This window comes from Streptomyces boluensis, from assembly GCF_009908195.1.
Classification (GTDB): Bacteria; Actinomycetota; Actinomycetes; order Streptomycetales; family Streptomycetaceae; genus Streptomyces; species Streptomyces boluensis.
On sequence record NZ_JAAAHS010000226.1, the window covers coordinates 1 to 12,437 of the forward strand.

Sequence of the window (12,437 nt, forward strand, 5' to 3'; positions counted from 1 at the left end):
GCGCAACGCGGGCCGCCCCGCCCACCGCGACGGCAACGTGCTGCGCTGGCTCGCCGCGTACACCGCCTCGATGGTCGGCGACGCCGTGTACTTCGTCGCCCTGTCCTGGGCCGCCACCCGCACCGGCAGCCCCGGACAGGCAGGGCTCGTGCTCGCCGTCGGCGCGGTGCCGCGCGCCCTGCTGATGCTCGGCGGGGGAGTGGTCGCCGACCGGTTCGGGCCGCGCCGCGTCGTCCTCGCCAGTGACACGGTGCGCTGCCTGGTGATCCTCGCCGTCGCCGGACTGCTCTACGTGACCACGCCAGGCATCTGGCTGCTCGCCCTGGTCGCGCTGGTCTTCGGCGCGACGGACGCGCTGTTCCTGCCCGCCGTCGGCGCCCTGCCGCCCCGCCTCACCGGACCCGGCCAACTCGCCCGCGTCCAGGGCATGCGCGGGGTCGCGGCCCGCGTCGGCCTGGTCACCGCCGGGCCGCTCGGCGGGGTCGTGGTCGCCCTCGGCGGCCCGGCCGCCGCGTTCGCCACCGCGGGCGGCCTCTTCGCGCTCTCCCTCGCCCTGCTCGCCGCCGTACGACTGCGCCCGCTGCCGACGGACACCGCAACGGCCGACCCCGCGAAGCCGCCGCCCGACACCGGCCCGCTGCGCGCCCAACTCACCGACGGGCTGCGGTACATCCGCCGCCACCGCGTCCTCGGCCCGCTCGTGCTCGTCGTCGCGGTCAGCGAACTCGGCTTCGCCGGGCCCGCCAACCTCGGCATCGCGCTGCTCGCCCAGGAACGCGGCTGGGGCGCCACCGGACTCGGCTGGATCATCGCCGGTTTCGGCGTCGGCGCGGGCGGCGCCTCCGCCCTGATCGCGGTACGCGGCCGGATCGGCCGCCCCGGAGTCGTCCAGGGCGTCGCGGTGATCGCCGGAGCGGTCGCGCTCGCCGGGATCGCGTACGCGCCCTCCGTGCGGCTCTCCGTCGCCGCCGCGGTCTGCGTGGGGCTCACCGTCGGCCTCGCCGGGGCCGTGGTCGGCGCGCTCCAGCAGACCGCCGCCGACCCCGCCTACCTCGGCCGGGTCACCTCCGTCAGCACCCTCGTCACGATGGGTCTCGCCCCGCTCTGCCACCCGCTGGTCGGCGCCGCCGTCGGGGCCTGGGGCACCCGCCCGGTGTTCCTGGCCGGAGCCGCCCTCAGCGCACTCGGCGGCACCCTCGGCCTGTGCTCCCGCGCCCTGCGCACCGCCGAACTGCCACGCTGAGCGTCAACTTCCCGCACACAAAAGGGTGTTCATGTGGCGGGCGACACTTCGGTCCCGGCCGAAAGTGAGCGGCGTTCACGTGCGTGCGCGCGTAACGTCCGAACGTGCCCGCAGTCCGGGCCTGCCCGTCGTACGTACCCCGAGGAGTGCCATGCCGTCAGCGCCGCCCGCCGTGGATCTGCAGGAACTCGGCCCCGACTTCGTGCGCGACCCCTACCCCGTCTACGCCAGGCTGCGCGCCGTCGCCCCCGTGCACCACGTACGCGCCCCCGACGGCCAGGACGTGTGGCTCGTCGTCGGCCACGAAGCGTGCCGGGCCGCGCTCGTCGACCCCCGGATCACCCGCGACCTGCGCCGGGTCGACGCGGACCTGCACGCGCTCGGATCCGGCGGCGCCGACAGCCCCGCGCTCACCCACATGCTCCTTCGGGACCCGCCCGACCACACCCGGCTGCGCCGCCTCGTCGCCCGCGAGTTCAGCCCCCGCCGGATCGCCGCCCTCGGCCCGCGCGTCCAGCGGATCACCGACGAGCTGCTCGACGCGATGCTCGCCGACGGGGCCGGCCGCGCCGACCTCGTGGCCGCGCTCGGCTTCCCGCTGCCCATGACCGTCATCTGCGAACTGCTCGGCGTGCCCGAGGCCGACCGGGACACGTTCAGCCGCTGGTCCGACGAGATCGTCGCCCCCACCGGTCAGGAGGCGATGAGCGCGGCCTACGCCGAGATGGTCGACTACCTCCGCCGCCTGACCGCCGCCAAGCGCGACCACCCCGACGAGGGCCTGCTCAGCGCCCTCGTCCACACCGTCGACGAGGGCGGCGACCGGCTCACCGGCGACGAGCTGATCGGCATGGCCGTCCTGCTGCTCATCGCGGGCCACGAGACCACCGTCAACCTCATCGGCAACGGCGTCCGCGCCCTGCTCGCCCACCCCGACCAACTCGCCCTGCTGCGCGCCGACCCGGACGGCCTCCTCGACGGCGCCGTCGAGGAGATGCTGCGCTACGACGGGCCCGTGGAGACCGCGACCCCGCGCTGGACGACCGAGCCGGTGACCGTCGGCGACACCGTGATCCCGGCCGGAGCGGTCGTCCTGATCGCCCTCGCCGACGCCGACCGCGACCCGGCGCGCTTCGCCGAACCCGACCGCTTCGACATCCGCAGGGACGCCCGCGGCCACATCGCCTTCGGCCACGGACTGCACTACTGCCTGGGCGCCCCGCTGGCCCGACTCGAAGGCCGGATCGCGCTCCGCACCCTCCTGGAGCGCTGCCCCGGCCTCGCCCCCGACGCCGACGAAGCCGCCCTCGCCTGGGTGCCGGGCATGCTGATGCGCGGCGTACGCACCCTGCCGGTGCGGTGGTGAACCCCCTTCACCGGGGCCGGACCCGACGCGCTCAGAGGCCCAACTGCCGGGCCTCGTGCAGCCGCTCGACGGCCTCCTTGTCGCCGTCGACCTCCACGCGCGCGTGGTCCTGACGACCGAAGAGGAACATGGTCAGCTCGCCCGGCTCCCCGGTGACCGTCACCACCGGAGTGCCGCGGTGTGCGACCACGGTCCGGCCGTCCGGACGCCGCAGCACCAGACCCGTGGGCGACTTACGGCCCAGCATGCGCGCGCTCCTCTCCAGGCGGGACCACAGCCCGTCCGCGAACACCGGGTCGAGGTCGCGCGGACTCCAGTCCTCCTGGGCGCGGCGCACATCCTCGGCGTGCACATAGAACTCCACCGCGTTCGCCGCCTCGTCCACCTGCTTCAGGGCGTACGGCGAGAACCTCGGCGGGCCCGTACGGATCAGCTGGATCAGCTCCTCGTACGGCTTCTCCGCGAACTCCGCCTGCACCCGCTCGAGGCGGGCGGCGAGCGCCTTGATGAGGAGTCCGCCCGCGGCGTCGGCGCGCCGCTCGCGCACCACCACATGGGCGGCCAGATCACGGGTGGTCCAGCCCTCGCACAGAGTGGCGGCCTGCGGGCCCGCCGCCTCCAACAGGTCCGCCAGGAGCAGCCGTTCACGCTTGGCATGGGTCGACATGCTGCAAGGCTAAGCCCGCGTCCGGGACCCTGCCCACCCGTTCGCTCCGGGCGCACCCCAGGCGTCCCGGCATTAGTACGACCGCAGCGCTCACCCTGTGGACAACCGAGCCGCACCGTCCGCGCGACCCGGCACAATGGGCCCATGAGCAGCAACCTCGACCCCGCCATCGCCGCCCGCCTCAAGCGCAGCGCCGACGGCCTCGTCCCCGCCGTCGCCCAGCAGTACGACACCGGCGAAGTGCTGATGCTCGGCTGGATGGACGACGAGGCGCTGCATCGCACCCTCACCACCGGCCGCTGCACCTACTGGTCCCGCAGCCGTGGGGAGTACTGGGTCAAGGGCGACACCTCCGGCCACTTCCAGCACGTGAAGTCGGTGGCGCTCGACTGCGACGCCGACACCGTCCTCGTCCAGGTCGACCAGGTCGGCGCGGCCTGCCACACCGGTGCCCGCACCTGTTTCGACGCGGATGTGCTGCCGCTGAGCACGCCGGTGGACGAGCCCGGCACCGCCGGTCAGTAGGGTCGGCCGACATGGAGCGCATGGACCTCGACACCTTCCGCAAGCTCGCCGCCGACCGCCGCGTCATCCCCGTCAGCCGGAAACTCCTGGCCGACGGCGACACCCCGGTCGGCCTCTACCGCAAGCTCGCCGGGGAACGCCCCGGCACCTTCCTCCTCGAATCCGCGGAGAACGGCCGGTCCTGGTCCCGCTACTCCTTCGTGGGTGTCCGCAGCGCCGCCACCCTCACCGAGCGGGACGGCCAGGCGCACTGGCTCGGCGGCGCCCCCGTCGGCGTACCCACCGAGGGCGATCCGCTGCGTGCCCTGCGCGCCACCGTCGAGGCCCTGCACACCCCGCGCGACCTGCACGACGGCATGCCGCCCTTCACCGGCGGCATGGTCGGCTATCTCGGGTACGACATCGTGCGCCGCCTGGAGAAGATCGGCCCCGGCGAGCGCGACGACCTGAAGCTGCCCGAGCTGACCATGCTCCTCACCAGCGACCTGGCGGTCCTCGACCACTGGGACGGCTCGGTCCTGCTCATCGCCAACGCCATCAACCACAACGACCTCGACACCGGCATCGACGAGGCGTACGCGGACGCGGTGGCCCGCCTCGACGCCATGGAGGCCGACCTCGCCCGGCCCGTCGCCCAGCGCCCCGTCTCGCTGCCCGACGCCGCGCTGCCCGAGTTCACCGCACTGTGGGGCGGCACCGATTACCAGGCGGCCGTCGAGGACATCAAGGAGCGCATCAGGGCCGGTGAGGCCTTCCAGGTCGTGCCCTCGCAGCGCTTCGAAACCCCGTGCGCGGCAAGCGCGTTGGACGTCTACCGCGTGCTCCGCGCCACCAACCCCTCGCCGTACATGTACCTGTTCCGCTTCGACGGCTTCGACGTGGTCGGCTCCAGCCCCGAGGCCCTCGTCAAGGTCGAGGACGGGCAGGCCATGCTGCACCCCATCGCGGGCACCCGGCCGCGCGGCGCCACCCCGCAGGAGGACCAGGCACTCGCCGACGAGCTCCTCGCCGACCCCAAGGAACGCGCCGAGCACCTGATGCTCGTCGACCTGGGCCGTAACGACCTGGGGCGGGTCTGCGCCCCCGGCTCCGTCGAGGTCGTCGACTTCATGTCCATCGAGAAGTACAGCCACGTCATGCACATCGTCTCGACGGTCACCGGCAAGGTCGCCGAGGGCCACACCGCCTTCGACGTGCTCACCGCGTCCTTCCCCGCGGGCACCCTCTCCGGCGCCCCCAAGCCACGCGCCATGCAGATCATCGACGAGCTGGAGCCCTCCCGCCGCGGTCTGTACGGCGGCTGCGTCGGGTACCTCGACTTCGCCGGGGACTCCGACACCGCCATCGCCATCCGCACCGCGCTGCTCCGCGACGGCACGGCGTACGTACAGGCGGGGGCGGGCGTCGTCGCCGACTCCGACCCGGTCGCCGAGGACACCGAGTGCCGCAACAAGGCGGCGGCCGTCATGCGTGCGGTGCACAGCGCCAACCGCCTGCATGATCGCGCGCGCGGTGAGGGATAGTGGAAAGCGTGACTTCCGCAGCCGTACCCCAGCCCCGCGCAGAGACCCCGCGGGCCAAGGCGCCCGCCGCCCGGAGGAGCCTGGCCGCCACCCTGCTGCTCGGTGCGCTCGGCGCCGCCGTGGCACTGCTCGCCTCCCGGCAGGTCTGGGCCGAGGGTGACGCCGCCACGGCGGGCGGCGCCCTGCACCAGATCGCCAAGGGCAGCGACGTCACCGGCGTACCCGCCGCGCTCGCCATCGTCGCCCTGGCCGCCCTCGTCGCGATCTTCGCGGTGCGCAGGGCCGGACGCGTCCTGGTCTCCGCGCTGCTCGCCCTGAGCGGCGCGGGCACGGTCGCGTCCGCGCTCCTCGGCGCGCGGGACGCAGCCGCCCTGGACGAGAAGGCCGCCACCGCGAGTGGCAACACCGCCGCGACCATCGACGCCGTCACACACACCGCCTGGCCCTTCGTCGCGGCCGCCGGCGGGGTACTGCTCCTGCTCGCCGGGGTGCTCGCGCTCCGCTTCGGCTCGAAGTGGCCCGGGATGTCCGGCAAGTACGAGCGCGGCGCCACCCGCGGCCGCGCCGCCAAGCCCGATCCGGACCGCCCCGAGGACCTGTGGAAGGCCCTGGACCGGGGCGAGGACCCGACCCATTAGCGGTCGTCGGACCCGGCAACCCGCCCTGCGGCGCAGCCCGTGAGGCCGGTCCATACAATGGGCCAGAGCGTTCGACTTACAGCAAACGAGGAGCAAGTCATGGCGGGCACGAGCCACGGACACACCCCTGCCGCCTGGACCGGCGTCATCATCGCGTTCATCGGCTTCTGCATCTCCGGTGCCTTCATGGTGCTGGCTCAGCCGCTGGGGTTCTGGGCCGGGTTGATCGTCGTCGCCCTCGGCGGCGTCGTCGGTACCGCCATGCGGGCCGCGGGCATGGGCCAGCCGAAGGCCGCGCAGCACGTGGTGGTCCGTACCGAGGCCTGAGGCTCCTCGACGCGATTCCCCACGAGGACGCGATACTCACGAGAAGGGGCGGAACCGGGAACACCGGTTCCGCCCCTTCCGTGTGTGGCCCCGTTTCCGTGTGCGGCCCCGTCCGCCGGACCAAGGCGCACCGGCGCAAGTCCCTTGCCCGGGGCGCCCGTCCACAGGCGCCGCCCCCGCCGACAAGGCAGAATGCCGGTGTGACCGCAGAACACACCGCCAACCCGCCGCACACACAGCAGCCACCGCCGCAGTACGCCGTCGCCGCGCCCGCCGCGCCCGACATGGCACCCCGCGCGGTCGCCAAGCGGCTGCTCGTACCGGCCGCGGTGCTCGGCACGGTCGCCGCGGCCTTCGCGTACGTCGGCACGGTCGACCCCAACGAACCCGGTCACTACCCGGTCTGCCCGCTGCTGCGCCTCACCGGAGTGCTCTGCCCCGGCTGCGGCGGGCTGCGCAGCGCGCACGCGTTCATCACCGGCGACCTGGGCGCGGCGCTCGGCGCCAACGCCCTCGCCGTCATCGGCTACGTCGTCTTCGCCGCGGGCTGGCTCGCCTGGACCGTCGCGTCGGCGCGCGGGCGCTCCTGGCGGATCGAGCTGCGCTCCTCCCAGCTGTGGGCCGTCGGCGCGCTCCTCGTGGTCTTCACCGTCGTACGCAACCTGCCCTTCGGCGCCTGGCTCGCGCCGTGAGCACCGTGTCGGAGAAGGCCGAGGTCACGGTGAACGTCCAGGTAGTGGGACCGTCGTCGGCCGGATGCGGAGCCTGTGCCCGTGTCCGGATATCATCGGCAGTGCTCGCCGGAATGCGCCCCAGGCGTAAAGCGGAGGGTCAGTGCCCCACCGGATCCGCGGGATCCGGTGCAGTCAGCTCGCTTAGCCGTCAGGGAAGGGGGCCGCTCGCGTGAGTGTGCTCGACGAGATCATCGAAGGCGTGCGTGAGGACCTCGCCGAACGGCAGGCGCGCGTCAGCCTCGACGAGCTCAAGGAGCGTGCGGCGAAGGCACCCCGGGCCAAGGACGGAGTGGCCGCGCTGCGCGGCGACGGCGTCAAGGTGATCTGCGAGGTCAAGCGCTCCAGCCCCTCCAAGGGCGCGCTCGCCGCGATCGCCGACCCGGCCGGCCTCGCCGCCGACTACGAGGCGGGCGGCGCCGCCGTCATCTCCGTCCTCACCGAGCAGCGGCGCTTCGGCGGCTCGCTCGCGGACCTGGAGGCCGTCCGCGCCAAGGTCGACATCCCGATCCTGCGCAAGGACTTCATCGTCACGTCGTACCAGCTGTGGGAGGCGCGGGCGTACGGCGCCGACCTCGTGCTGCTGATCGTCGCCGCCCTCGACCAGGAGGCCCTCGTCTCCCTCGTGGAGCGCGCGGAGTCCATCGGGCTCACGCCGATCGTCGAGGTGCACGACGAGGACGAGGTCGAGCGCGCGGTCGAAGCGGGCGCGAAGATCATCGGGGTCAACGCACGCGACCTCAAGACGCTGAAGGTCGACCGCGCCACCTTCACCCGCGTCGCCCCCGAGATCCCGGAGCACATCATCCGGATCGCCGAGTCCGGTGTGCGCGGCCCGCACGACCTGATCGCGTACGCCAACGACGGCGCGGACGCCGTCCTCGTGGGCGAGTCCCTGGTCACGGGCAAGGACCCGAAGGCCGCCGTGGTCGACCTCGTGGCCGCCGGCGCCCACCCCGCGCTCCGGCACGGACGGAACTGACTCCTCCCCATGCCCATCGCCGCCCGCCTCGCCCCCGGTTGCCGCCCTCGCGGCTGCCGGGCGCCCGCGCGTCGGGTGCACGGGCGCCGGGTGCGGTACGTGATCGGCTCTGAGCCGGGTCAAGTGAACGGGATGCGATGGCGCGGGGCGGCGGGATTTCTTCCCTGACCCGCCCCTTCCCGCTGTGTCCATTTGCGGCTGCCGCCGCGTGGCCTGCCGGACAGGCCTCCTCAAACGCCGGAGCGGCTGAATTTTCAGCCCCTCCGGCGAGGACTTTCGGGGAGGGGAACAGGGCCCGCCGCTGGCGCCGCACCTGTACCCCCATCGCGTACGCAATAGGAGCATGTCGCACATGTCCAGCCAGTTCTTCATCCCCGATCCGGACGGCCAAGTCCCCAGTACTGAGGGCTACTTCGGCGCGTTCGGCGGCAAGTTCATTCCGGAGGCGCTGGTCGCCGCCGTCGACGAGGTCGCCGTCGAGTACGACAAGGCCAAGCAGGACCCCGAGTTCGCCCGTGAGCTCGACGACCTCCTGGTGAACTACACCGGCCGCCCCAGCGCGCTCACCGAGGTGCCGAGGTTCGCCGAACACGCCGGTGGCGTCCGGATGTTCCTCAAGCGCGAGGACCTCAACCACACCGGCTCGCACAAGATCAACAACGTGCTCGGCCAGGCCCTGCTCACCAAGCGGATGGGCAAGACCCGCGTCATCGCCGAGACCGGCGCGGGCCAGCACGGCGTCGCCACGGCCACCGCCTGCGCGCTGTTCGGCCTCGACTGCACCATCTACATGGGCGAGATCGACACCGAGCGCCAGGCCCTCAACGTGGCCCGGATGCGGATGCTCGGCGCCGAGGTCGTCGCCGTGAAGTCCGGCAGCCGCACCCTGAAGGACGCCATCAACGAGGCGTTCCGCGACTGGGTCGCCAACGTCGACCGCACGCACTACCTCTTCGGCACCGTGGCCGGACCGCACCCCTTCCCCGCCATGGTGCGCGACTTCCACCGCGTCATCGGCGTCGAGGCCCGCCGCCAGATCCTGGAGCGCGCCGGGCGGCTTCCCGACGCCGCGGTCGCCTGCGTCGGCGGCGGCTCCAACGCCATCGGCCTCTTCCACGCCTTCATCCCGGACGCCGGCGTACGCCTCGTCGGCTGCGAGCCCGCCGGGCACGGCATCGAGACCGGTGAGCACGCCGCGACCCTGACCGCGGGCGAGCCGGGCATCCTGCACGGCTCCCGGTCGTACGTCCTGCAGGACGAGGAGGGCCAGATCACCGAGCCGTACTCGATCTCGGCCGGGCTCGACTACCCGGGCATCGGCCCCGAGCACGCGTACCTCAAGGACAGCGGGCGCGGCGAGTACCGCGCGGTCACCGACGACGCCGCGATGCAGGCGCTGCGGCTGCTCTCCCGTACCGAGGGCATCATCCCGGCCATCGAGAGCGCGCACGCCCTGGCCGGCGCGCTCGACCTCGGCAAGGAGCTCGGCAGGGACGGACTGATGATCGTCAACCTGTCCGGGCGCGGCGACAAGGACATGGACACGGCCGCGCGGTACTTCGGCCTGTACGACACCGACGCGGAGGTCGCCGCGGACGCGGCCGACCTCGCGGAGATCGAGGGGGACGCCAAGTGAGCGGCAACGTACAGCTGTTGAACGACACGCTCGCCGCGGCCAAGGCCGAGCAGCGGGCCGCCCTCATCGCCTATCTGCCGGCCGGGTTCCCGACCGTGGACGGCGGCATCGAGGCGATCAAGGCCGTCTTCGAGGGCGGCGCGGACGTCGTGGAGGTCGGCCTCCCGCACAGCGACCCGGTCCTCGACGGGCCCGTCATCCAGACCGCCGACGACATCGCGCTCAAGGCGGGCCTGAAGATCGCCGACGTGATGCGCACGGTGCGCGAGGCGTACGAGGCGAGCGGCAAGCCGGTACTCGTCATGACGTACTGGAATCCGATCGACCGCTACGGCGTGGAGCGTTTCACCGCCGAGCTCGCCGCGGCGGGCGGTGCGGGCTGCATCCTGCCCGACCTGCCCGTCCAGGAGTCCGCGCTGTGGCGTGAGCACGCCGACAAGCACGGACTCGGGACCGTCTTCGTCGTGGCGCCCAGCAGCAAGGACGAGCGGCTCGCCACGATCACGGCGGCCGGTTCGGGCTTTGTGTACGCGGCCTCCCTGATGGGCGTCACCGGCACCCGGGAGTCCGTCGGCGAGCAGGCGCAGGAGCTGGTGCGGCGCACCAAGGCCACCACCGACCTGCCGGTCTGTGTCGGCCTCGGCGTCTCGAACGCCACGCAGGCCGCCGAGGTGGCGGGCTTCGCCGACGGTGTGATCGTCGGCTCCGCGTTCGTGCAGCGTCTCCTGGACGCTCCGGACGAAGCTGCGGGTCTCGCCGCGGTGCGCGAGCTCGCGGGTGATCTCGCCAAGGGCGTGCGCGGGGCCGCGTAGCTCGTACGGGTGGACCTGGGACCGGGGAGGCATGCTCGTGCCTCCCCGGTTCGTTTGCGGGTTGTGAGCGAGAAGAACCGAGAGGGAAAGCGCACAGCACGCGAGCGGTTGGCGATGGAGCGCGAGAAGCAGAAGGCGCAGGAGCGGCGCCGCCGCACACTGATCGTGGCCTCGGCTGTGGTAGGTGTGCTCGGCCTGGCCGCCGTCGTCGGCGTGATCGCCGCGAATTCCGGCGGCAAGGACGAGAAGGAGAGCGCCGGCCCGGTCGTGGTCCCCAAGGGGGCGAACGGCGAGGACGGGCTCGCCATCCCCGTCGGCAAGGAGAGCGCCAAGTCGACCCTCGCCATCTGGGAGGACTTCCGCTGCCCGGCCTGCGCCCAGTTCGAGAGCATGTACCGGCAGACGATCCACGAGCTCGTCGGCAAGGGCCAGCTCAAGGTCGAGTACCACCTCGCCACGATCATCGACGGGAACATGGGCGGCACCGGCTCCGTGCGCGCCGCCAACGCCGCGGCCTGCGCCCAGGACGCCGGGAAGTTCACGCCGTACCACGATGTGCTCTTCCAGAACCAGCCGCCGGAAGCCGACGACGCGTTCGCGAAGAACGGCAAGCTCCTTGAGCTCGCGGACAAGGTCGACGGCCTGAAGACCCCGAAGTTCGAGAAGTGTGTGAACGACGGGGAGCACGACAGCTGGGTGGCCCGGTCCAACGAGGCGTTCCAGAAGGGCGGCTTCCGGGGCACGCCGACCGTGCAGCTCGACGGCAAGGACATCTTCGGCGACCAGAAGAACCCGCTGACGCCCGCCAAGCTCAAGCAGCTGGTCGAGGCCAACGCGCAGTAGCCGCGCGTACGACCGACGCGCGTACGTCCGGCACCTCCGTACGACCGACGCCCGTGATCCAGCGCCCGCCCCCGCGATCGGGGCGGGCGCTCGTTATGGAGCCGTTAGGCCAGGCGGATTGCCGCGCACACTGCCCGGCACGGTAGCGTCGACCCCGCCATGGAACTCCTTGCCTTCATTCCCAGCCCGGCCAAGGGTGAGATCGTCCCCTTCGGCGTGCCTCTGCGCGGCTACGCGTTCTGCATCATCATCGGCGTGTTCGTCGGCGTCTGGCTCGGCGGCCGCCGGTGGATCGCCCGCGGCGGACGTGCCGGGACGGTCGCCGACATCGCCGTGTGGGCGGTGCCCTTCGGCCTCGTCGGCGGACGGCTCTACCACGTCATCACCGACTACGAGCTGTACTTCAGCGAGGGCCGCAACCCGGTCGACGCCTTCAAGATCTGGGAGGGCGGCCTCGGTATCTGGGGCGCGATCGCCCTCGGCGCGCTCGGCGCCTGGATCGGCTGCCGCCGCCGCGGCATCCCGCTCCCGGCATACGCCGACGCCGTCGCCCCCGGCATCGCCTTCGCCCAGGCCATCGGCCGCTGGGGCAACTGGTTCAACCAGGAGCTGTACGGCCGTGCCACGGATCTGCCGTGGGCCCTGGAGATCACCCGCTCCGACGGCGGCCGGGTGCCGGGTACGTACCACCCGACGTTCCTGTACGAGTCGCTGTGGTGCATCGGCGTCGCGGTCCTGGTCATCTGGGCCGACCGCCGCTTCAAGCTGGGCCACGGCCGGGCCTTCGCCCTGTACGTCGCCGCGTACTGCGCGGGGCGTGGCTGGATCGAGTACATGCGTGTCGACGACGTGCAGATGAACGATGTGCTTGGGCTGCGGCTCAATGTGTGGACGTCGATCATCGTCTTCGTGCTTGCGGTGGTTTACATCGTGGTGTCGGCTCGGCTGCGGCCGGGGCGGGAGGAAGTTGTGGAGCCCGGGGCGGATGAGTCCGACTCGTCGTCGGAGTCGGGTTCTTCTGAGTCCGGTTCCGAGGACGCTTCTGACTCCGCCTCTGACTCCGAGGCCGACTCCGGTAAGGGTGGCGAGGAGTCTCCGTCGGATGGTGGGGCTAAGTCGGTGGAGAAGGCCTGAGGGCTTTCTA

The 12,437-nt window shown here is 72.5% G+C and carries 14 protein-coding genes; 13 read left to right on the forward strand and 1 reads right to left on the reverse strand.

Translation table 11 applies throughout. The features are described from left to right. Nucleotides 1–1,243, forward strand: a 1,243-nt coding sequence (locus tag GUY60_RS24475) for an MFS transporter (protein WP_161701388.1), incomplete at its 5' end; no start/stop codon positions are given. A 151-nt stretch (nucleotides 1,244–1,394) separates the two neighbouring features. After that, nucleotides 1,395–2,609 carry a cytochrome P450 family protein gene (locus tag GUY60_RS24480; protein ID WP_246235585.1) on the forward strand — a complete coding sequence of 405 codons (1,215 nt, stop codon included), beginning with the start codon at nucleotides 1,395–1,397 and terminating at the stop codon, nucleotides 2,607–2,609. Between the two features lie 31 nt (nucleotides 2,610–2,640). On the opposite strand, the gene GUY60_RS24485 is transcribed toward GUY60_RS24480, so the two are convergent. After that, entirely contained in the window at nucleotides 2,641–3,276 is a 636-nt protein-coding gene (locus GUY60_RS24485) for a TIGR03085 family metal-binding protein (protein ID WP_161701392.1), read from the reverse strand. Nucleotides 3,277–3,420: 144 nt separating this feature from the next. Here GUY60_RS24485 and hisI point away from each other — a divergent pair, with 144 nt between their 5' ends. The 11 genes from hisI to lgt all read left to right on the forward strand — a co-directional run bounded on the left by hisI (nucleotide 3,421) and on the right by lgt (nucleotide 12,427). Then, entirely contained in the window at nucleotides 3,421–3,801 is a 381-nt protein-coding gene (hisI, locus tag GUY60_RS24490; RefSeq protein ID WP_161701394.1) for a phosphoribosyl-AMP cyclohydrolase, read from the forward strand. A gap of 20 nt (nucleotides 3,802–3,821) precedes the next feature. After that, nucleotides 3,822–5,324: an anthranilate synthase component I gene (locus GUY60_RS24495; RefSeq protein ID WP_161701410.1), complete on the forward strand. Its 1,503-nt coding sequence runs from the start codon at nucleotides 3,822–3,824 to the stop codon at nucleotides 5,322–5,324. After that, a complete protein-coding gene (locus GUY60_RS24500; protein WP_161701396.1) occupies nucleotides 5,324–5,962 on the forward strand; it encodes a TIGR02234 family membrane protein in 639 nt (212 codons plus the stop codon). Before GUY60_RS24495 ends, GUY60_RS24500 begins: the two co-directional genes overlap by 1 nt. Before the next feature lie 99 nt (nucleotides 5,963–6,061). Beyond that, a complete protein-coding gene (locus GUY60_RS24505) occupies nucleotides 6,062–6,289 on the forward strand; it encodes an HGxxPAAW family protein (protein ID WP_161701398.1) in 228 nt (75 codons plus the stop codon). A 284-nt stretch (nucleotides 6,290–6,573) separates the two neighbouring features. Continuing rightward, nucleotides 6,574–6,981, forward strand: coding sequence for a DUF2752 domain-containing protein (locus GUY60_RS24510; protein ID WP_161701412.1), 408 nt, complete (start codon nucleotides 6,574–6,576; stop codon nucleotides 6,979–6,981). 211 nt (nucleotides 6,982–7,192) lie between these two features. Further along, on the forward strand, nucleotides 7,193–8,002 hold the full coding sequence (gene trpC, locus GUY60_RS24515) for an indole-3-glycerol phosphate synthase TrpC (protein ID WP_161701400.1): 810 nt from the start codon (nucleotides 7,193–7,195) through the stop codon (nucleotides 8,000–8,002). 9 nt (nucleotides 8,003–8,011) lie between these two features. Beyond that, nucleotides 8,012–8,170 (forward strand): tryptophan biosynthesis modulator TrpM, encoded by a 159-nt coding sequence (gene trpM / locus GUY60_RS39990; RefSeq protein ID WP_376771318.1) that lies wholly within the window; start codon nucleotides 8,012–8,014, stop codon nucleotides 8,168–8,170. Nucleotides 8,171–8,354: 184 nt separating this feature from the next. After that, nucleotides 8,355–9,638: a tryptophan synthase subunit beta gene (gene trpB, locus GUY60_RS24520; protein ID WP_161701402.1), complete on the forward strand. Its 1,284-nt coding sequence runs from the start codon at nucleotides 8,355–8,357 to the stop codon at nucleotides 9,636–9,638. Then, on the forward strand, nucleotides 9,635–10,450 hold the full coding sequence (trpA, locus tag GUY60_RS24525) for a tryptophan synthase subunit alpha (protein WP_161701404.1): 816 nt from the start codon (nucleotides 9,635–9,637) through the stop codon (nucleotides 10,448–10,450). Before trpB ends, trpA begins: the two co-directional genes overlap by 4 nt. A gap of 63 nt (nucleotides 10,451–10,513) precedes the next feature. After that, nucleotides 10,514–11,293: a DsbA family protein gene (locus GUY60_RS24530; RefSeq protein WP_161701406.1), complete on the forward strand. Its 780-nt coding sequence runs from the start codon at nucleotides 10,514–10,516 to the stop codon at nucleotides 11,291–11,293. Between the two features lie 159 nt (nucleotides 11,294–11,452). Beyond that, a complete protein-coding gene (gene lgt / locus GUY60_RS24535; RefSeq protein ID WP_161701408.1) occupies nucleotides 11,453–12,427 on the forward strand; it encodes a prolipoprotein diacylglyceryl transferase in 975 nt (324 codons plus the stop codon). The last annotated feature ends 10 nt before the right edge of the window (nucleotides 12,428–12,437 follow it).

What these genes read in the sequence shown, in the direction of transcription:
- lgt (WP_161701408.1), top strand. Translation starts at nt 11,453, where the DNA reads ATGGAACTCCTTGCCTTCATTCCCAGCCCGGCCAAGGGTGAGATCGTC.
- GUY60_RS24480 (WP_246235585.1), top strand. Translation starts at nt 1,395, where the DNA reads ATGCCGTCAGCGCCGCCCGCCGTGGATCTGCAGGAACTCGGCCCCGAC.
- hisI (WP_161701394.1), top strand. Translation starts at nt 3,421, where the DNA reads ATGAGCAGCAACCTCGACCCCGCCATCGCCGCCCGCCTCAAGCGCAGC.
- trpM (WP_376771318.1), top strand. Translation starts at nt 8,012, where the DNA reads ATGCCCATCGCCGCCCGCCTCGCCCCCGGTTGCCGCCCTCGCGGCTGC.
- GUY60_RS24485 (WP_161701392.1), bottom strand. Translation starts at nt 3,276, where the DNA reads ATGTCGACCCATGCCAAGCGTGAACGGCTGCTCCTGGCGGACCTGTTG.
- GUY60_RS24510 (WP_161701412.1), top strand. Translation starts at nt 6,574, where the DNA reads ATGGCACCCCGCGCGGTCGCCAAGCGGCTGCTCGTACCGGCCGCGGTG.
- GUY60_RS24505 (WP_161701398.1), top strand. Translation starts at nt 6,062, where the DNA reads ATGGCGGGCACGAGCCACGGACACACCCCTGCCGCCTGGACCGGCGTC.
- trpB (WP_161701402.1), top strand. Translation starts at nt 8,355, where the DNA reads ATGTCCAGCCAGTTCTTCATCCCCGATCCGGACGGCCAAGTCCCCAGT.
- GUY60_RS24495 (WP_161701410.1), top strand. Translation starts at nt 3,822, where the DNA reads ATGGACCTCGACACCTTCCGCAAGCTCGCCGCCGACCGCCGCGTCATC.